This is a genomic window from Massilia aurea, from assembly GCF_040790145.1.
Classification (GTDB): Bacteria; Pseudomonadota; Gammaproteobacteria; order Burkholderiales; family Burkholderiaceae_D; genus Telluria; species Telluria aurea_C.
Map to the genome: position 1 here is coordinate 100,090 of NZ_JBFMMP010000006.1, position 19,202 is coordinate 119,291.

The 19,202-nt window shown below is 62.8% G+C and carries 19 protein-coding genes; 18 read left to right on the plus strand and 1 reads right to left on the minus strand.

Annotated elements, in window-relative coordinates:
* The first annotated feature begins 13 nt into the window (after positions 1-13).
* From asd to AB2N08_RS11365, 14 genes are all read left to right on the plus strand, one after another.
* Positions 14-1,141, plus strand: a complete 1,128-nt coding sequence (asd, locus tag AB2N08_RS11300; protein WP_367610907.1) for an aspartate-semialdehyde dehydrogenase — start codon at positions 14-16, stop codon at positions 1,139-1,141.
* Positions 1,142-1,429: 288 nt separating this feature from the next.
* Complete coding sequence (locus AB2N08_RS11305) at positions 1,430-4,438, plus strand: FimV/HubP family polar landmark protein (RefSeq protein WP_367610744.1); 3,009 nt, start codon at positions 1,430-1,432, stop codon at positions 4,436-4,438.
* Positions 4,435-5,235, plus strand: a complete 801-nt coding sequence (gene truA / locus AB2N08_RS11310; RefSeq protein ID WP_367610745.1) for a tRNA pseudouridine(38-40) synthase TruA — start codon at positions 4,435-4,437, stop codon at positions 5,233-5,235. The genes AB2N08_RS11305 and truA overlap by 4 nt, the downstream gene beginning before the upstream one ends.
* An 8-nt stretch (positions 5,236-5,243) precedes the next feature.
* Positions 5,244-5,951 carry a phosphoribosylanthranilate isomerase gene (locus AB2N08_RS11315; RefSeq protein ID WP_367610746.1) on the plus strand — a complete coding sequence of 236 codons (708 nt, stop codon included), beginning with the start codon at positions 5,244-5,246 and terminating at the stop codon, positions 5,949-5,951.
* The gene (gene trpB, locus AB2N08_RS11320) at positions 5,893-7,173 is read left to right on the plus strand and encodes a tryptophan synthase subunit beta (protein ID WP_370662413.1); all 1,281 of its coding nucleotides are present in this window, start codon (positions 5,893-5,895) and stop codon (positions 7,171-7,173) included. Before AB2N08_RS11315 ends, trpB begins: the two co-directional genes overlap by 59 nt.
* Before the next feature lie 115 nt (positions 7,174-7,288).
* The gene (trpA, locus tag AB2N08_RS11325; protein WP_367610748.1) at positions 7,289-8,089 is read left to right on the plus strand and encodes a tryptophan synthase subunit alpha; all 801 of its coding nucleotides are present in this window, start codon (positions 7,289-7,291) and stop codon (positions 8,087-8,089) included.
* 310 nt (positions 8,090-8,399) lie between these two features.
* The gene (locus AB2N08_RS11330; RefSeq protein ID WP_367610749.1) at positions 8,400-8,687 is read left to right on the plus strand and encodes a hypothetical protein; all 288 of its coding nucleotides are present in this window, start codon (positions 8,400-8,402) and stop codon (positions 8,685-8,687) included.
* 409 nt (positions 8,688-9,096) lie between these two features.
* Positions 9,097-9,969: an acetyl-CoA carboxylase, carboxyltransferase subunit beta gene (gene accD / locus AB2N08_RS11335; RefSeq protein WP_367610750.1), complete on the plus strand. Its 873-nt coding sequence runs from the start codon at positions 9,097-9,099 to the stop codon at positions 9,967-9,969.
* Between the two features lie 99 nt (positions 9,970-10,068).
* On the plus strand, positions 10,069-11,367 hold the full coding sequence (gene folC, locus AB2N08_RS11340) for a bifunctional tetrahydrofolate synthase/dihydrofolate synthase (protein ID WP_367610751.1): 1,299 nt from the start codon (positions 10,069-10,071) through the stop codon (positions 11,365-11,367).
* A gap of 12 nt (positions 11,368-11,379) precedes the next feature.
* The gene (locus tag AB2N08_RS11345) at positions 11,380-12,369 is read left to right on the plus strand and encodes an SPOR domain-containing protein (RefSeq protein ID WP_367610752.1); all 990 of its coding nucleotides are present in this window, start codon (positions 11,380-11,382) and stop codon (positions 12,367-12,369) included.
* Between the two features lie 22 nt (positions 12,370-12,391).
* Positions 12,392-12,880 (plus strand): CvpA family protein, encoded by a 489-nt coding sequence (locus tag AB2N08_RS11350; RefSeq protein WP_367610753.1) that lies wholly within the window; start codon positions 12,392-12,394, stop codon positions 12,878-12,880.
* 68 nt (positions 12,881-12,948) lie between these two features.
* Complete coding sequence (purF, locus tag AB2N08_RS11355) at positions 12,949-14,469, plus strand: amidophosphoribosyltransferase (RefSeq protein WP_367610754.1); 1,521 nt, start codon at positions 12,949-12,951, stop codon at positions 14,467-14,469.
* Positions 14,470-14,471: 2 nt separating this feature from the next.
* Complete coding sequence (locus tag AB2N08_RS11360) at positions 14,472-15,713, plus strand: cystathionine gamma-synthase family protein (RefSeq protein WP_367610755.1); 1,242 nt, start codon at positions 14,472-14,474, stop codon at positions 15,711-15,713.
* 83 nt (positions 15,714-15,796) lie between these two features.
* Complete coding sequence (locus AB2N08_RS11365; protein WP_367610756.1) at positions 15,797-16,501, plus strand: tetratricopeptide repeat protein; 705 nt, start codon at positions 15,797-15,799, stop codon at positions 16,499-16,501.
* 155 nt (positions 16,502-16,656) lie between these two features.
* On the opposite strand, the gene lexA is transcribed toward AB2N08_RS11365, so the two are convergent.
* A complete protein-coding gene (gene lexA, locus AB2N08_RS11370) occupies positions 16,657-17,286 on the minus strand; it encodes a transcriptional repressor LexA (protein ID WP_367610757.1) in 630 nt (209 codons plus the stop codon).
* Between the two features lie 293 nt (positions 17,287-17,579).
* On the opposite strand from lexA, the gene rpsF reads away from it, so the two are divergent.
* Genes rpsF through rplI form a run of 4 tightly spaced genes read left to right on the plus strand, consistent with a single transcriptional unit; the run spans position 17,580 to position 19,131 of the window.
* Positions 17,580-17,987 carry a 30S ribosomal protein S6 gene (gene rpsF, locus AB2N08_RS11375; protein WP_367610759.1) on the plus strand — a complete coding sequence of 136 codons (408 nt, stop codon included), beginning with the start codon at positions 17,580-17,582 and terminating at the stop codon, positions 17,985-17,987.
* A 39-nt stretch (positions 17,988-18,026) separates the two neighbouring features.
* On the plus strand, positions 18,027-18,323 hold the full coding sequence (gene priB, locus AB2N08_RS11380) for a primosomal replication protein N (RefSeq protein WP_367610908.1): 297 nt from the start codon (positions 18,027-18,029) through the stop codon (positions 18,321-18,323).
* 28 nt (positions 18,324-18,351) lie between these two features.
* Positions 18,352-18,642, plus strand: coding sequence for a 30S ribosomal protein S18 (rpsR, locus tag AB2N08_RS11385; protein ID WP_183555514.1), 291 nt, complete (start codon positions 18,352-18,354; stop codon positions 18,640-18,642).
* A gap of 36 nt (positions 18,643-18,678) precedes the next feature.
* The gene (gene rplI, locus AB2N08_RS11390; protein ID WP_367610760.1) at positions 18,679-19,131 is read left to right on the plus strand and encodes a 50S ribosomal protein L9; all 453 of its coding nucleotides are present in this window, start codon (positions 18,679-18,681) and stop codon (positions 19,129-19,131) included.
* The last annotated feature ends 71 nt before the right edge of the window (positions 19,132-19,202 follow it).

Below are 19,202 nucleotides of genomic sequence, written 5' to 3' on the forward strand. Positions count from 1 at the left end.
CTGAGAGAAGATGATGAAATTAGTTGGTCTGGTAGGTTGGCGCGGCATGGTTGGCTCGGTCCTGATGCAGCGCATGCAGGAAGAGGGCGATTTCAACCACATCGAGCCGGTGTTCTTCACGACGTCGAACCCGGGCGGCGCCGCGCCGGCGATGGCGAAGAATGAAACTACCTTGAAGAGCGCGAGCGACATCGCCGAGCTTTCCAAATGCGAGATCATCATCTCTTGCCAGGGTGGCGACTACACGAGCGAGGTGTTCCCGCAACTGCGCGCGGCCGGCTGGAACGGCTACTGGATCGACGCCGCATCGACCCTGCGCATGAACGACGACGCCGTCATCGTGCTCGACCCGGTCAACCGCGCTGTGATCGACGCCGCACTGTCGCGCGGCGTGAAGAACTACATTGGCGGTAACTGCACCGTGTCGTGCATGCTGATCGGCCTGGGCGGCCTGTTCGAAGCGGGCCTGGTCGAGTGGATGACGTCCATGACCTACCAGGCGGCATCGGGCGGCGGCGCGCAGCACATGCGCGAACTGCTCACCCAGTTCGGCACGATCAACAGCGCAATCAAGCCGCTGCTGGACAACCCCGCATCGGCCATCCTCGAGATTGACCGCACCGTGCTGGCCACCCAGCATGGTTTGACGGCTGACGAAACGAAGCAGTTCGGCGTGCCGCTGGCCGGCAACCTGATCCCGTGGATCGACAAGGACCTGGGCAACGGCCAGTCGAAAGAAGAGTGGAAGGCCGGCGCCGAGACCAACAAGATCCTGGGCCGCGGCGCGGGCTTCGACGCGAAACCGATCCCAGTGGATGGCCTGTGCGTGCGCATCGGCGCGATGCGCTGCCACTCGCAGGCGCTGACGATCAAGCTCACCAAGGATGTGCCGCTCGACGAGATCACCGACATCATCGCCTCGCACAACCAGTGGACGAAAGTCGTGCCGAACAACCGCGAAGCGTCGATGCGCGACCTGTCGCCGGCGGCCGTCACGGGCGGGCTGACCATCCCGGTGGGCCGCCTGCGCAAGATGTCGATGGGCGACGATTACCTGTCGGCGTTTACGGTGGGCGACCAGCTGCTGTGGGGCGCAGCCGAGCCGCTGCGCCGCATGCTGCGTATCGTGCTGGAGCGTTAAAACCGCTGCGTTTCGGGCCGGTTGCCTTGCAGCTGGCCCGTTGTAGATCATGCGTTATCACCGATTGTATTAACTGCAACTCACATGTCCGGTAGTTATCGAACCCCGCGCGGACATGTCTTCCAGGCCACAAAACACACCGTTCTACCTGCTGTAAACGTGCGCATCGCTTGCATGCCCTAGAGCATGATGTTATGTTGAGACTCCGGGAAACCGTCTTTCCCTCGGCCAACTAACTCGCTGCTCACTATGCATTTTTCGGAACAATCTAAGCTCATGGCACCTGCGTTGAAAACCCTCACTGCGGCGATCGCCGGCGCAGTGTTTGTCACTTCCGCCGCCAGCGCGGCCGGGCTTGGAAAACTGACCGTATTGTCAGCACTTGGACAGCCGCTACGCGCCGAGATCGAACTGACGACCAGCCCCGGCGAAGATCCGGCCAGCATGGCTGTCAAGCTCGCCTCGCCCGACGCCTTCCGCACCGCCAACATCGACTTCAATCCGGCGCTGCTGTCGCTGCGCTTCGCCGTCGAGCAGCGCGCCGGCCGCCAGATCATCCGCGTCAATTCGAGCCAGCCGCTGAACGAGCCGTACGTCGACATGCTGCTCGAGCTGACCTGGAATAACGGCCGCCTCGTGCGCGAGTACACGTTCCTGCTCGATCCGGCCGAACTGCGCACGACGCAGCCGGCGCAGGTGGCCAGCACCCCGGCCCCGCGCGCGAGCTCGCAGCCTGCTGCTGCTCCCGCCGCCCCCGCGTCGGATGCGGCCGAGCGGGCCCGCGTCGCTGCTGCACGCGAAGGCGCCCAGCGCCAGGCCGCGCAGCGCGATGCAGCTGCCGCCGAGAGCACCTACCGCGTGCGTCGCGGCGATACGCTCAGTGGCATCGCCACCCGCGTCAAGCCAGCCGAGATCTCGCTCGACATGATGCTCGTGGCGCTGTACCGCGCCAATCCCGACGCCTTCATCGGCAACAACATGAACCGCCTGAAGTCGGGCCAGATCCTCAGTGTGCCCGATAGCGATGCGCTGCGCGGCGGCGCGAGCCAGGGCGAAGCGCGCGGCGTGGTCGTCGCGCATGCGGCCGACTTCGACGCCTACCGCAACAAGCTCGCCGGGCAGGTGGCCGCCAGCACCCCGAGCAGCGCACCGCAAGGCGGCCAGAGCGCCACCGGGCGCGTGTCTGCGCGTGTCGAAGAACAAGCCACCGCCGCCAACGAAGCGCAGGACAAGCTGCGCCTGTCGAAGGCCACGCCCGGCACTGCCGGCACGCCGCAGGACGGCACCGCCAGCGTCGAAGACACGCTGGCCAAGCAACGCGAACTCGAGCAGGCCGAAGCGCGCGTCAAGGAACTCGAAAAGAACGTCGGCGAACTCGAAAACCTGATGACGGTGCCGAGCAGCGCGGGCGCAGCGGCCGGGCAGGCTGCGACGGCGCCTGTCGTCGCCGCGCCGGCCAAACCGGTCACGCATCCACGCCTGAAAAAGCCGGTGCCTGCGCCGGAGCCCGAGAAAGGCCTGGTCGACACGCTGCTGGACAATATGCTCTACATCGCTGCGGCGATCCTGTTGCTGCTGCTGGTCTTGTTCGGCATTGCCCAGCGGCGCAAGCGCAATGCCGCGCCGGTCAAGCCTGTGCCGACCGAACCGTCGGTGCTGGGCGGGCAGGGCGCCAGCACCCAGTCGCTGTTCGCCGAAAGCGGCGGCCAGAGCGTCGACACCAACAACAGCGTCTTCAACTCGAGCTTCGCGCCATCGGCCAGCCAGCTCGACACCAATGAAGTCGATCCGGTCGCCGAAGCCGATGTGTACATCGCCTACGGTCGCGATGCACAGGCCGAAGAGATCCTGAAGGAAGCGCTGCGCACGCATCCGGACCGTCATCCGGTACGTCTGAAGCTGCTCGAGATTTACGCCACGCGCAAGGATGCGCGCGCCTTTGAAGTCCAGGCGCGCGAACTGCATGCGCTGACGAACGGCCAGGGCGACGAATGGGCGCAAGCGGCGGCACTGGGCCTGGGCATCGATCCGCAAAATTCGCTGTATGCAAACGCCGCACCGGCGCCGGCGCAAGCACCGTCGGCACAGGAACGCAGCCAGCAGGCGATCCTGTCGCAGCAGTACCAGGAAGCGCTGCGTGGCGATGAGCCGGCAGCTGGCGCCAGTGCTGGTTCCAGTGCCGGCGCCATCGCTGGCGCGGCTGCAGCCGGCGCTGTGGCCGGCGCTGCTGCCATGTCGCTGTCGAAGGATGACGCGGACCGCACTGCGGCGCCGGCGGCTGAGCCGGTTGCGCCGCGTAGTGACGACAACACGCTTGACTTCGACCTTGGCGGCCTGACGTTCGAACCTGTCACGCACGCCGAGACGGCTGCGCCAGCAACGGCCAGCCGTCCCGACCCGGACGCCACCGCCGTGCCGGATCTCGACTTCGACATGCTGCCGCCGGCAGCGCCAGCCACGCCCGAATCGACGCTGTCGACCGACGTCAACGACCTCGAATTCGACATGGATTTCGACGCGCCGCCTGCAGCGCAGCCAGCCCCGGCCACCCCGGCCGCTCTGGCCGATACGCGCGACGACTTCGCGCTCGACCTGACGCCGCAGCCACAAGTGCAGGCCACCCCGGTCGACATGGCCGGCCTGGCCAAGGACTTCGACGGCTTGCCGCCGCTGCCGGGCAGCACGCCGCAACCGACGGCCGCCGCCGCCGCGCCGAGCGATCCGCTGTACGACCTCGATGCGATGGATTTCGGCGCGCCAGTCACGCCAGCCACGCCGGCGCCGGTGAACGATCCGCTGCCGGCCGTGCGCGCATCGTCGAGCGCGAACATCTCTGAGGATCCGCTGTTCGACCTGGATTCGATGGACTTCGGTGCACCGGCCGAGCCGCGCGCCATGGGCGGCGCCGAGCCGAAAGATTTCAGCGCGCGCCAGGACGAGCCGTTCGACATGTTCGACCTGCCGGATACGCCGGCGCCAGTGCCGGCGGCAGAAGAGCTGCCTGACGAGCCGGCGCCGCAGCGCGCCTCGCTCGACACGCTCGACTTCGACCTGGATCTGCCGGCGTCGGCGTCTGCCGATGCGCCGGCGCCGGTCGAGCCGGCTGTGCCAGGCGACGCCGCACCGGCGCCGCTCTCGCCCGAGCACATGGAAATGGAAACCAAGCTCGATCTGGCGGTGGCTTACCAGGAAATCGGTGACAAGGAAGGCGCACGCGAACTGCTCGACGAAGTGATCAAGGGCGGTAACTCGGAGCAGGTAGGCCGTGCCAGCGCGATGCGAGGTCTGCTGGCGTGACGCGCATTGTTTTGGGTGTCCAGTACATCGGCACCGGTTGGAACGGCTACCAGAAACAGCCGGAACGAAATACGGTCCAGGACCGTCTTGAAATCGCGCTCGAGAAGTTCGCCTGCACGCCGCTGGCCACCACCTGCGCCGGCCGCACCGACACCGGCGTGCACGCGATCGAGCAGGTGGTCCATTTCGACACCGACCTGGTGCGCCCGACGCAGGCCTGGGTGCGCGGGGTGAACACCTTCCTGCCCGACTCCATCGTCGTGCGCTGGGCGAAAGAGGTACCGCTGGGCGAGGACGGGCTGGAATTCCACGCCCGCTTCTCGGCCCGCTCGCGCACCTACCACTATGTGCTCTACAACCACCCGACGCCGTCGGCGCTGCTGTCGAACCGTGCCGGCTGGATGTTCCGCCCGCTCGATGTCGAGCGCATGATCGATGCCGCGCGCCACCTGATCGGTACGCACGACTTCTCGGCGTTTCGCGCGTCGAGCTGCCAGGCCAAAACCCCGGTCAAGGACATGCACGAAGTGCGCATCGAGCGCCACGGCGACATCATCGTCTTCACGCTGCGCGCCAGCGCCTTCCTGCATCACATGGTGCGCAATATCGTCGGTTCGCTCGTGTATGTCGGCCTCGGTCGACAAGAGCCGGACTGGATGCGCGACGTGCTCGAGAGCCGCTCGCGCGATGTCGCCGCGCCCACCTTCATGCCCGACGGCCTGTATTTCGCTAAAATCGAGTACGATCCTCATTGGCAGCTGCCGCAGGAAGCGGTAGCGCCGTTGCCCTGGCTGTAACCGATCCCATGCACCGTACCCGTATCAAAATCTGCGGCATCACCCGCGAAGAAGACCTGAGCGCTGCCGTGGCCGCAGGCGCCGATGCGTTGGGCTTCGTGTTCTATCCGAAGAGCCCACGGTATGTCACGCCGGCGAGCGCCGGTGCGTTGTGCGCCGGCTTGCCGCCGTTCGTCAGCGGCGTGGCGCTGTTCGTCAATCCCTCATTGGCCGAGGTACAGGAAGTCGCGGCATCGATGCCGCTCGCGCTGATCCAGTTTCATGGCGACGAAACGGTGGCGCAGTGCGCAGCCATAGCCGCCGCCGTACGGCGCCCGTTCGTGCGCGCGTTTCGCATCAAGCCTGACACGCAGCCGGCAGCGCTGCTAGAATGCGAGCTTGCATACCGCACCGCCAGTCCATGGTTCTCGGGTCTTCTGCTCGACACCTACGTTGACGCTTATGGCGGCGCAGGAAAGGTCTTCGATTGGTCTCTCATCCCAAAAGAGCTCGCGCCTCGGGTCGTTTTGAGTGGTGGCTTGAACGTACACAACACCACTGACGGTGTGGTACGCGTTCGGCCCTTTGCCGTCGACATCAGCAGTGGTGTCGAAGCCGCGAAGGGCATCAAGGACGCCCGCAAGATCGCCGCGTTTGTCGCGGCCGTGCGGGCAGCCGATGCCACCATTCTCAGCGAGTCATACCGTGCACAACACCCCCTACAAGGCAGCGCCTAACGCCGCGCCGCTGTTCAAGACCCCCGATTACGCCTTGCCCAACGCGGCCGGGCACTTTGGCCCCTACGGCGGCTCGTTCGTCGCCGAAACGCTGACGCACGCACTGGCCGAGCTCAGCGAGGCCTATGCGAAGTACGCGCAAGACCCCGAATTTCTCGAAGAGTACCGCTACGAGCTGGCCCACTTCGTCGGCCGGCCGTCGCCCGTGTACCACGCGCGGCGCTGGTCCGAACTGGCCGGCGGCGCGCAGGTCTACTTCAAGCGCGAAGATCTCAACCACACCGGCGCGCACAAGATCAACAACGTGATCGGCCAGGCGCTGCTCGCGCGGCGCATGGGCAAGCCGCGCATCATCGCCGAAACCGGCGCCGGCCAGCACGGCGTGGCCACGGCCACCATCTGCGCGCGCTTCGGTCTCGAATGCGTGATCTACATGGGCAGCGAAGACGTCAAGCGCCAGGCCCAGAACGTGTACCGCATGAAGCTCCTGGGCGCGACCGTGGTGCCGGTGGAATCGGGCTCGAAGACGCTCAAGGATGCGCTCAACGAAGCGATGCGCGACTGGGTGACCAATATCGAAAATACCTTCTACATCATCGGCACGGTGGCCGGGCCACACCCGTATCCGATGATGGTGCGCGACTTCCAGGCCGTGATCGGCGAAGAGTGCCGCGTGCAGATGCCGGCCATGACGGGGCGCCAGCCCGACTACGTCGTCGCCTGCATCGGTGGCGGCTCGAACGCCATGGGCATCTTCTATCCGTACATCGGCGAGCCGGGCGTCAAGCTCGTGGGCGTCGAAGCGGCGGGAGAGGGCCTGGATTCGGGCAAGCACGCGGCTTCGCTGACGGCCGGCCTGCCGGGCGTCCTGCACGGCAACCGTACTTACCTGCTGCAGGACGGGAACGGGCAGATCATCGAGACGCACTCGGTGTCGGCCGGCCTGGATTATCCGGGCGTGGGGCCGGAGCACGCGTGGCTGAAGGACACGCTGCGCGCCGAGTACGTGTCGATCACGGATGACGAAGCGCTGCAGGCGTTCCACGACTGCTGCCGCATCGAAGGGATCATCCCGGCGCTCGAGTCGTCGCATGCGATCGCGTACGCGGTGAAGCTGGCGGCAACGCTCCCGAAGGACCAGATCATCCTGGCCAATCTGTCGGGCCGCGGCGACAAGGACATGCATACGGTGGCGCAGCGGATGGGGCTTGATTTCGGCTGACGGCCTTGCTGAAGCCCAATCGGGCTTCAGTGTCAACGTCACCGCGCATCTCGTCGGGCTTCAGCGCTGGCACGGCTGAAGCCACCGTACCTCAGATCTTCACAGGAATAACAGCATGTCCCGCATCGAACAGACTTTCACCGCGCTCAAGGCGCAAAATAAAACTGCCCTCGTCACCTTCATCACCGCGGGCGATCCGGGCCCCGAACTGACCGTCCCGCTCATGCACGCCCTGGTGCAGGGCGGCGCCAACGTCCTTGAACTGGGTGTGCCGTTCTCGGATCCGATGGCCGAAGGCCCGGTCATCCAGCGCGCCTGCGAGCGCGCCCTCAAATTCAATATTGGCCTGAAAGACGTCTTCGGTTTCGTGCGCGAGTTCCGCAAGAACGACAAGGACACCCCGGTCGTCCTGATGGGCTACGCCAACCCGATCGAACGCATCGGCCAGGCCGAATTCATCCGCTGCGCAAAAGAAGCCGGTGCCGACGGCGCCATCGTGGTCGACTATCCACCCGAAGAATGCGCCGAGTTCGCGACGGCCATGCGCGAGAACGGCCTGGACCTGATTTTCCTGCTGGCCCCGACGTCGACGACGGAGCGGGTGAAGCAAGTGGCCCAATACGGCGGCGGCTTCAGCTACTACGTGTCCCTGAAAGGTGTGACAGGCTCAGGCAGCATCGACACCGCCGACGTCGCCCGCCGCGTGGCCGCGATTCGCGAGCACGTCAAATTGCCGATCGGCGTGGGCTTCGGCATCCGAGACGGCGCGACAGCGCGCGCGGTGGCCGAAGTGGCCGACGCGGTCGTGATCGGCAGCCGCATCATCCAGGAAATCGAAAACAGCCCGCCAGACCAGGCCGTGGAAGCCGTCCGCACCTTCACCACCACCATCCGCGCCGCCCTCGACACCCGCTGACCCCCAATTAGGGTCAGAGTAGAATTAATTTGCAATGTCCCTAATTAAAGTTGTCACTTAATTCGACTCTGATCCTCATTGTGAATGCTTGCAGGTTCTTGCAATCCAATTGGGGTCAGAGTCGAATTGTTTGATAACTTTATATTTTTTAATTATTGCAGGAATACCTGATCCTATTTAATGCACATGAAAATTGCGTAGACGATATTCGTCTTGCTGATTATTTGATCCAAGGTTAATCTATCGCAATAAAACATCAATTTCTTTAGGTAAATTGACTTCTTTGCATGTCAACCGAGAGGAGTTTTGAATGAAAAAACGTGTTAAGCATATTGCAGTGGCGCAGTGTGGGAAAATGTTGGCTGCGATGTATTTTGTCATTTCATTGCCGATCGTCGTGATCCTGCTTGTCCCCACGTTGCTGGGTAAGGACGAGGCGCCGTTTGGCGCCGGACCGGGTGTCGGCTTCCTCGTTATCTTCCCGCTCATCTATGCGTTGTTCATGTACTTGGGCGGCGTGCTGAGTGCGTGGGTCTATAACATTGTCGCCTCGCGCCTGGGAGGCTTTGAATACACGACAAGCGAACTCGCGCCGTAGAGAAGGAAAGTCGGAAGTGTATTTCGCGTACGATTTTCAACCTCATTAATTAGGGTCGGAGTCAAATTGTTTGACAACTTTGGATAATTGCCCAATAAATTTACTCTGACCCTAATTATTGGGTAATTTCCCGGCGGTATGGCCGCGCTGACCTTGTCCCCAATATTCATTTTCGGATAAATCATTGTGCCAATTCTGCTTTGGATCGGTGCTATTTATTAGGAAATATTCAAAAGTTGTCATTCAATTCTACTCTGACCCTAATTGTTTCTTTGTTAACTCTAAGCAAGGGGTGGCGGGAGGTTGGGAATGTTAGATTGGCAATATTGATGGCTTGCTACGATTCGACAAGCTGCGCTTGAGCGGCTACACTACGCCCCACTGTAAGATTTGCCGCAAAGGAGAGAATATGAGTTGGTTGGAAAAACTGCTGCCCCCTCGGATCCAGCGCTCCGATGCCGCTAACCGCAAGACCATGCCCGAGGGCCTGTGGGTCAAGTGCCCGTCGTGCGAGTCGGTGCTGTACCGGGCGGACATCGAGTCCAACCTGCACGTGTGCCCGAAGTGCTCCCATCACATGCGCATCCGCGCCCGTGCGCGTCTCGATTCGCTGCTCGATGAAGGCGGCCGCTACGACATCGGGCAAGATACCCTGCCGGTCGATACCCTGAAGTTCAAGGACAGCAAAAAGTATCCAGACCGCCTCAAGGCCGCCATGGAAGCCACTGGCGAGACCGATGCGCTGATCGTCCAGGGTGGCTCGATCATGAGCTTGCCTGTGGTCGTTGCCTGCTTCGAATTCGAATTCATGGGTGGCTCGATGGGCTCGGTTGTCGGTGAGCGCTTCGTGCGCGGCGCCCAGATTGCACTCGAGCAAAAGGTGCCGTTCATTTGCATCACCGCCACAGGCGGCGCGCGCATGCAAGAAGGCTTGCTGTCGCTGATGCAGATGGCAAAAACCACCGCGATGCTGACCAAGCTGTCCGAGAAGAAGCTGCCGTTCATCAGCGTGTTGACCGATCCAACCATGGGCGGTGTCTCCGCCTCGTTCGCCTTCATGGGCGACGTGGTCATTGCCGAGCCGAAAGCCCTGATCGGTTTCGCCGGGCCGCGCGTGATCGAGAACACCGTGCGCGAGAAGTTGCCGGAAGGCTTCCAGCGCGCCGAGTTCCTGGTCCAGAAGGGCGCCGTCGACATGATCGTTGACCGCCGCAAGATGCGCGAAGAAATCGCGCGCCTGCTGGCCCTGCTGCAAAACCAGGCGACCGAAGTCCTGGCCTGATTTTCTCGAAGGCGACCGGCACGGGCACCAGATGGCGGCCCCGGCGGTCGCCTTTCAGCTTCTCCGCACCGCCCGCCACGTTCCTCTTCCCTGAGCACCATGTCCCCACTTCCGACTACCTTGCCCGACTGGCTGGCCCTGCTCGAATCGCGTCATGCCGAAACCCATATCGACATGGGCCTGGACCGCGTCCGCGCTGTCAAGGAGCGCCTGCAGCTGGCCTTCACGTGTCCTGTGATCATGGTCGCCGGCACCAACGGCAAGGGCTCGACCTGCGCGATGCTCGAGTCGGTGCTGCTGCAGTCCGGCTACCGCGTCGGCCTGTACATCAAGCCGCACTTCCTGGACTTCAACGAGCGCGCCCGGATCAATGGCGAGATGGCGTCCGACGACGTGCTCGTCAGCGCCTTCAACGCGGTCGAAGCTGCGCGCGGCGACACCGATCTCACGTACTTCGAATTCACCACGCTGGCCATCAGCCACCTGCTGTCCAAGAGCGAGATCGACGTCGCCATTCTCGAAGTCGGTCTGGGCGGACGTCTCGATGCCGTCAACGTGATCGACGCCGACGTGTCCATCGTCACCAGCATCGACATCGACCACACCGCATACCTCGGCGACACGCGCGAGAAAATCGGTTTCGAGAAAGCCGGCATCTTCCGCGCCGGCAAGACCGCGATCTGCAGCGACCCGGTGCCGCCGCAATCGCTGATCGACCACGCCAACAGCATCGGCGCCGACCTGTGGCTGCTCGGCCGCGACTTCAACTACCAGGGCGACCAGCAGCAATGGAGCTTCGCCGGCCGCACCGGGCGCCGCAATTCGCTGGCGTATCCGGCGCTGCGTGGCGCTAATCAATTGCTCAATGCATCGGCCGCGCTGGCCGCCCTCGAGGCGCTGCGCATGACCTTGCCTTGCGGCGCCCAGGAAACCCGCGCGGGCCTCGCGATGGTCGAGCTCCCGGGCCGCTTCCAGGTGCTGGCCGGTCGCCCGACCCAGGTGCTCGACGTCGCCCACAATCCCCACGCCGCCGCCACGCTCGCGCAGAACCTCGGCAATATGGGTTTTCACCGCTTCACGTACGCGGTGTTCGGCATCATGGACGACAAGGACATCGATGCCGTGATCGCGCCGATGGCGTCGATTGTCGATCACTGGTGCGTCACGCGCCTGGATTCGCCGCGCTCGGCCGACCCGGCCAGGCTGGCCGAGCAGATCGCCGAGCTCAAGCCTGCAGGCGCGAAAGCCGACGATTTTTCGGTCACCACGTTCGATTCGCCCGAGGACGCCTACGCGAATGCGCTGAGCCGGGTTGAGGAGAATGATAGAATTGTGGTCTTTGGTTCGTTCTACACGGTTGCTGGCGTGATGGCGGCCCGTAAATCCTCACTACACTGATACCTCAATCGCATGGGCTTGTTCTCGTTCGGCACTAAAAACAAGCAAGAAACTGTTCGCGACAGCGGCCACTTCGTCAAGGACGACGACGCCGCCTACACCGAGCGCGCTCGCTCCAAGCGCGCCAGCTCGGCCGGTGAGGGCGGTCGCCGCTCGAGCCGTGGCGATCCGATCCTGCCTGAGAAAAAACGCGCGCGCCGCCGCCTGGTCGGCGCCATCGCGCTGGTGCTGGCCGCCGTGGTGGCCCTGCCGATGCTGCTCGATTCCGAGCCCAAGCCGCTGGCCACCGACATCGCCATCCACATCCCCGACAAGGACAAGGCTGCGCCGCTCCCGGTGCCGTCCGAGCAGGTCGCACCAACGGCCAGCGTCGACAGCGACGAAGAAATCATCGAGCCGGTCCCGGCGCCGCCCGCGGGCACGCGCACCCCGCCGGTCGTCGTTGCCGCCGCGCCGGTCGCCAGCGAGCCGCCGCCCCCGATGCGCATGCTCGAGCCGGCCAAGCCGGTCGAGGCAGCCAAGCCGACGCCGAAGCCCGAGGTCAAGCCGGAATCCAAGGCCGAGCCGAAGCCGGCCACGAAGCCCGAGCCCGTGAAAGTCGAGCGCAAGCCCGAGCCAGAAAAAAAGCCGGTCAAAGTCGCCGAGACGAAGCCCGCCGAGTCGCACCCGAAGGCCGAGCAGGTCGCCAAACCAGCCCGCCAGGACGATGCCGCCCGCGCCATCGCGATCCTCGAAGACAAGCCGGCCGCCAAGCCGGAGCCGCAACAGGTCAAGGCCGAAGGCCCGGCGCCACGTTTCGTGGTGCAGGTCGCCGCGCTGGCGAGCCAGGAAAAAGTCACCGAACTGCAAGACCGCCTGCGCGCCGCCGGTGTCGCGTCGTTCACCCAGAAGTCTGGCGAACTGATCCGCGTTCGGGTCGGCCCATTCAGCAAGGAAGAAGCAGAGAAAGTGCGCGCCAAGCTGGGCGGCATCGGTTTGTCCGGCACGATGGTGCCGCTCTGACCGCTTTGATCGCGACTGGCGCGTGACGATTTTCGATTACCTGGTGCTGTTCGTGCTGATTGCATCCGTCGTGATCAGCACCCTGCGCGGCCTGGTGAAAGAAATCCTGTCGCTGGTGGGCTGGATCGTCGCCTTCGTGGTGGCCAATGCCTACGGCGCCCAGCTCGCGCCGTTGCTGCCCGAAGTGATCCCGGGCGCGACGGCGCGCCTGATGGTTGCCTTTATCGCGCTGTTCCTGGGCGTACGAATCTTGATGGGCCTGCTGTCGATGGCCATTGGCGCGGTCGTCGCCGCCACCGGCCTCTCGCTGGCCGATCGGGGCCTGGGCGGCCTGTTCGGCCTGGCGCGCGGCATTGTAATCGTGCTGGCCGCCGTCATATTGTGTGGGCTGACGTCGATCCCGCAGCAGGCGTTCTGGCGCGATGCGCTGTTCTCGCCCATTGCCGAGACCGGCGCGCGCACCGTCAAACCGTTCTTGCCCGCTGCCTTTGCGCAGCACATTAATTACTGAACCAGTACCAGTATTTGTAGTTTTCGCAGTTTTCTGTCATTTAGCACCCAAGCTTTTAGGAGCACTTCATGTGTGGCATCGTCGGCGTCGTTTCGCACTCTCCCGTCAACCAGCTTCTGTACGATGCATTGCTGCTGCTGCAGCACCGCGGCCAGGACGCGGCGGGCATTGCGACCAATCACAGCAGCATGTTCTCGATGTTCAAGGCCAACGGCCTGGTACGTGACGTCTTCCGTACCCGGAACATGCGTTCGCTGCAGGGCAATACCGGGATCGGCCATTGCCGCTACCCGACCGCCGGTTCGTCGAGCGAAGAAGAGGCGCAACCGTTCTACGTCAACGCGCCGTTCGGCATCACGCTGGCGCACAACGGTAACCTGACCAACCAGGCCCAGCTCAAGGATGAGCTGTTCCGCAACGACCGCCGTCACATCAACACCGATTCGGATTCCGAGGTGCTGCTCAACGTGCTGGCCCACGAAATCCAGGAAGCGGCCGATGGCTTCTCGCTCGACGCCGACGCCATCTTCAAGGCCGTCGCCGCCGTGCACCGCCGCGTGCGCGGCGCCTACGCCGTGGTCGCGCAGATCGCCGGCCATGGCATGCTGGCCTTCCGCGACCCGTTCGGCATCCGTCCGCTGTGCCTGGGCGTGAACGAAACCGAAGGCGGCAAGGAATACCTGGTGGCCAGCGAGTCGGTCGCCCTGGAAGGCCTGGGCTTTCGCTTCGTGCGCGACATCGCGCCGGGCGAAGCGGTCTTCATCACCAACGATGGCCAGTTGTCCGAGCGCCAGTGCGCCGAGAACCCGACGCTCAATCCGTGCGCCTTCGAATTCGTCTACCTGGCCCGTCCGGACTCGGTGATCGACGGCGCCTCGGTCTACGCCACGCGCCTGCGCATGGGCGAATACTTGGCCGACAAGGTACGCAGCGAGATCCCGGTGGAAGACATCGACGTGGTCATGCCGATTCCCGATTCGTCGCGCCCGGCCGCGATCCAGCTGGCGTTGAAACTGGGCGTGGAATACCGCGAAGGCTTCATCAAGAACCGCTACATCGGCCGCACCTTCATCATGCCGGGGCAGGGCATGCGCAAGAAATCGGTGCGCCAGAAGCTCAACGCGATCATTTCCGAATTCAAGGACAAGAACGTGCTGCTGGTCGACGACTCGATCGTGCGCGGCACCACCAGCCGCGAAATCGTGCAGATGGCCCGTGAAGCCGGCGCGCGCAAGGTGTACTTCGCCTCGGCCGCGCCACCGGTGCTGTACCCGAACGTGTACGGCATCGACATGCCGACCCGCGACGAGCTCATCGCCTACGGCCGCACGACCGAAGAAGTGTGCCGCGAGATCACCGCCGACCGCGTGATCTACCAGGACATTGACGCCCTCAAGCGCGCGATTTCGGACGTGAACCCGGCGTTGACGAACTTCGAGGCCTCGTGCTTCGACGGCATCTACGTGACCGGCGACGTGACCCCGGAATACCTCGACCGCCAGGAAACGGCGCGTCACAATCCTGCCGCCAAGGATGAAGACCAGGTCCGCACCCAGCTCAACCTGAACCCGGCTGTCGCCGCCGAGTAAGCATGAGCGAGCAAAAACCTTACGGCTTCACCACGACGCTGCTGCACAACGACCGGCAAAAGCCGATCGAGCACGGTTCGCTGCAAAAGCCGATCCACACCTCGGTTGCGTTCGGCTATACGGATGCACGCCAGCTGGCGTCCGTGTTCCAGGGCAAGGAGCCGGGCTTCCGTTACGGTCGCCAGGGCAATCCCACCGTCAGCGCGCTCGAGGACAAGGTCAGCAAGATGGAAGATGGCGTCGCCACGCTGTGCTTCGGCACCGGCATGGCGGCCATCGGCGCGCTGTTTCAGGCGCTGCTCAAGGCGGGCGACCAGATTGTCTCGTCGAGCTTCCTGTTCGGTAACACCAACAGCCTGTGGCAAACGGTGGCGGGGCAAGGCGTCGATGTCGCCTTTGTCGATGCGACCGACGTGGCGCAGGTCGAGGCCGCCATCACGCCCAACACGCGCATGGTGTTCGTCGAAACGATCGCCAATCCGCGCACGCAAGTGGCCGATCTGGCCCGTATCGGTGAACTGTGCCGTCAGCGCGGCATCCTGTACGTGGTCGACAACACGATGACCACGCCATGGCTGTTCCGTCCAAAGGCCGTGGGCGCTGGACTGGTCGTCAATTCGCTGACCAAGTCGATCGGCGGCCACGGCATCGCGCTCGGTGGCGCGCTGACCGATACGGGCTTGTTCGACTGGAGCGCGTATCCGAACATCGCGCCGAACTTTCGCAAGCAGCCGGCCAGGGCCCAGGGCATGGCCCAGCTGCGCGCGAAAGCGCTGCGCGACTTCGGCGCAGCGCTGGGGCCGGAGGCGGCGCATCACATCGCCGTGGGCGCCGAGACGCTGGCGCTGCGCATGGAGCGCACCTGCGCCAATGCGCTGGCGCTGGCCACGATGCTCGAGGCTGACGAGCGTGTGTCGGCGGTCCACTACCCGGGCCTGGCGTCGCATCCGCAGCATGGCGTCGTGACGTCGCTATTTCGCTCGGGTGGTTCGCTGCTCAGCTTTGAGCTGAACGAGAACATCGATCCGTTCGATTACCTGAATCGCCTGAAGCTGGCGATTCCCGCGTCGAACCTGGGCGACAACCGCACACTCGTGATTCCGGTGGCGCACACGATCTTCTTCGAAATGGGTGCCGAGCGGCGCGCCAGCATGGGCATCGCCGAGTCGCTGATCCGCGTGTCGGTGGGCATCGAGGACACCGACGATCTGGTGGATGACTTCCGCCAGGCGCTCGAGGCGTAAAGTCGGGTAATAGCGGTTGAGTTCGGCTGTAAAACACGGCTATGATGGGTCTTCGTCAGCTTGTCACTTTTGCGGAAAGACCCATGAAACGTTTGCTGTTCTGCCTTACCCTGACCATCGCCGGCGCCGCCTGTGCCGGCGAGCTGGAAGACGCCAACGCCCTGTTTGAAAAGAAGGATTACGCGGGCGCGCTCAAGCTGTATACCAAGCTGGCCAATGCCGGCAATCCGCAAGCGCAGCAGCAGCTGGGCCAGATGTACTGGTATGGCGAAGCCGGCATGGTCGATGAAGGCAGGGCGAAAGAGCTGTTCGAGAAGTCGGCCGCCAAGGGCAACAAGGTGGCGGCAGAGTCGCTGGTCGTGATGGAGCAGCGGGTCGCCAAGCGGGCCGAGATCGACTACTGGGTCAAGGGCTACGACGGCGCCGAGTTGCAGTCGGGCGAATACCGCTGCCCGTCGCCGCGCATTCCGGCGGTGTCGAAGGTGAACGACGAGATCGACCGCGTCAACAAGCTGGTGACGACCTGGCAGGATTGCTACAACAAGATGGTGACGAACCTGAATGCGCAGTCGCCATTGACCAAGAAAATTCCGGCCGATATCGCCAAGCTGATGACAAAGGAAGAGACGGACGCCTCGGCGGCCTACCTCGAACGGGTGCGGCAGAATATCGCGGAAGGCGCGAAGGTTAGTTCAAAGATGATCCTGGCGGATTTCGCGGCATGGCGGAGTGCAACCGAGGCGTTTGTGACTCAGCATAATGCGGTGGTGAAGAAGGCGTCGAATTAGGTTTGTGGCTGCGGTGCTTGACTTGGGTTCCCGCCTCCGCGGGAATGACGTTGGTTTTGCTCAGCGATCAGTTGGATTCTCCGACTTCAGCCACGTAACTTGGCACGTCGTTCCCGCGGAGGCGGGAACCCAAGTGCATTAAGCCCACCACTAAATCAATTCCAGCTGCGCATCAACCCAACAGCCAACCCTTCAAGCGCAAACTCTTCATCGGGCGACACCGAAATCACCTTGAAGTCCGGATTCTCCGGCAGAAGTTCCACCAGCTCCCCGGTCTTGCGATAGCGCTTGACGGTGACTTCATCGCCGAGGCGCGCTACCACGATCTGCCCGTTCTTGGCGCTGTCGATTTTCTTGACCGCCAAAAAGTCGCCGTCCATGATGCCGGCGTCGCGCATCGACCAGCCCTTGACCTTCAACAGAAAATCAGGCCGCGCCGCGAACATCGCTGTGTCGACGTTGTAGGTCGCCTCGACATGCTCTTGCGCCAGGATGGGATTACCCGCCGCGACGCGTCCGACCAGTGGCAGCGTCATGAACGACGGTGGCGGCATCGGGATTGATTCGACGCTCGCACCGATCAGGCGGATGCCGCGCGAGGTGCCCGGCGAAATTTCGATGGCGCCCTTGCGTGCCAGTGCTTGCAGGTGTTCTTCAGCCGCATTGGCCGAGCGGAAACCCAGTTCGGAAGCGATTTCAGCCCGGGTTGGGGGAAAGCCGGTGTTCTCGATCGCTTCCTTGATCAGGTTCAGGATCTGTTCTTGCCGTGCAGTGAGCTTAAGCATAAATGTGTTACAGCAACCGGTTATGTGTGTAACCTGTATTTTTGTACAGTATTCTGCCGCGCGCAAGGGGAAACGCGAAAAATAGTGCAAAAATCGCGATTCGGTTCGCAATCGGGTGCCAAACCCCTGCAATTGTCGAGTTAGATCGGTCGTTCCAGAGCATCTCGCAGCCACCAAGCCATCATTGGGGTTCCCAAACTGCCAGCATGCGGGTTATAATTGCCGGCTTTCCCTTCCCACACTCGTCTTGACGCCGAGGTGGGCATTTGTTAAACGTCCTCAAGGAGTAATGCATGCGTCATTATGAAATCGTTTTTATCGTCCATCCGGACCAGAGCGAACAAGTCCCGGCGATGATCGAACGTTACAAAGCCACGGTGACCAGCCGCGGCGGTAACATCCATCGCGTTGAAGACTGGGGCCGCCGCCAGATGGCGTACCAGATCCAGAAGCTGCCAAAAGCACACTACATCTGCCTGAACATCGAATGCGACAACGAGACCCTGGTCGAGCTGGAAACTGCATTCAAGTTCAATGATGCGGTTCTGCGTCACCTGACCGTCAAGCTGAAAAAAGCTGAAACCGCACCTTCGCCGATGATGAAATCGGTGCAGCGCGAAGACGCAGCCAAGAGCCACCGTGCCGAAGCCGCTGCGCCAGCAGCAGCTCCTGCCGCTGCGCCAGCGCCAGCTGCTGCCTGATTTTTCCCGGATATTCGTAGCAACCAGTAATAACGGGTGATCGACGCAAACCACCTCCAGCTCATGGCGACCATCGCCGAGCGCGACGTACTGCGTTACACCCCGGCCGGCGTGCCAATCGTTTCAGCCGTCCTGATGCATGCATCGCAGCAGGAAGAGGCGGGAGTCGAAAGGTCGGTCGCGTTCGAAGTCCCCGCGTTCGCCGCGGGCGAGATTTCGGGCAGGTTTGCCAGCGCCGAACTTGGCGCCAGTTACAGGTTCAACGGATTTCTTGCACGGAAAAATCGCAATAGCAAAGCCCTGGTGTTTCACATCATTGATTTCAGTGCCGCTTAACCCGGCAATTTAGATACAGGAGCCTCAAATGGCATTCGGTAAAAAGTTCGACAAAAACAAAGCGAAACTCAAAGAGAAGCGCAAACAGCAAAACCCGCTGTTCAAGCGCAAGAAATTCTGCCGCTTCACCGCCGCTGGCGTTGAGCAGGTGGACTACAAGGACGTCGATACCCTGAAGGACTTCGTCCAGGAAAACGGCAAGATCATGCCAGCACGTCTGACCGGCACCAAGGCGCACTACCAGCGCCAGGTCGACACCGCGATCAAGCGCGCACGCTACCTTGCGCTGCTGCCGTACACCGACCTGCACCACGGTTAATCGTCGGTCACGACAGTCAGACATCTGGAGATCACTATGCAAATCATTCTGTTGGAAAAAGTAGTCAACGTCGGCAACCTGGGCGACGTCGTCAAGGTCAAGGACGGTTACGCACGTAACTTCCTGATCCCACAAAAGATGGCCCGCCGCGCTACCGCCGGCGCCGTCGCCGAGTTCGAAGCCAAGCGCGCCGAACTGGAAAAAGCAGCCGCCGAGAAACTGGCAGCAGCCCAGGCCGAAGGCGACAAGCTGAGCGGCATGACCGTCACCATCGGCCAGAAAGCCGGCGTTGATGGCCGTCTGTTCGGTTCGGTCACCAACTTCGACATCGCCGAAGCGCTGACCAAGCAAGGTTTCGCTGTCGAGAAGTCGCAAGTGCGCCTGCCGACCGGCCCTTTGAAAACCACCGGCGAATTCCCGGTTGCAGTCGCTCTGCACACCGACGTCGTGTCGGAAATCACCGTCGCCGTCGTGGGCGAAGCTGCTTAATCACATGCCGTATATGTGCTGAGCACGCAGTACTGAAAAAGCCGGGTTCGCCCGGCTTTTTTGCTTTTCGA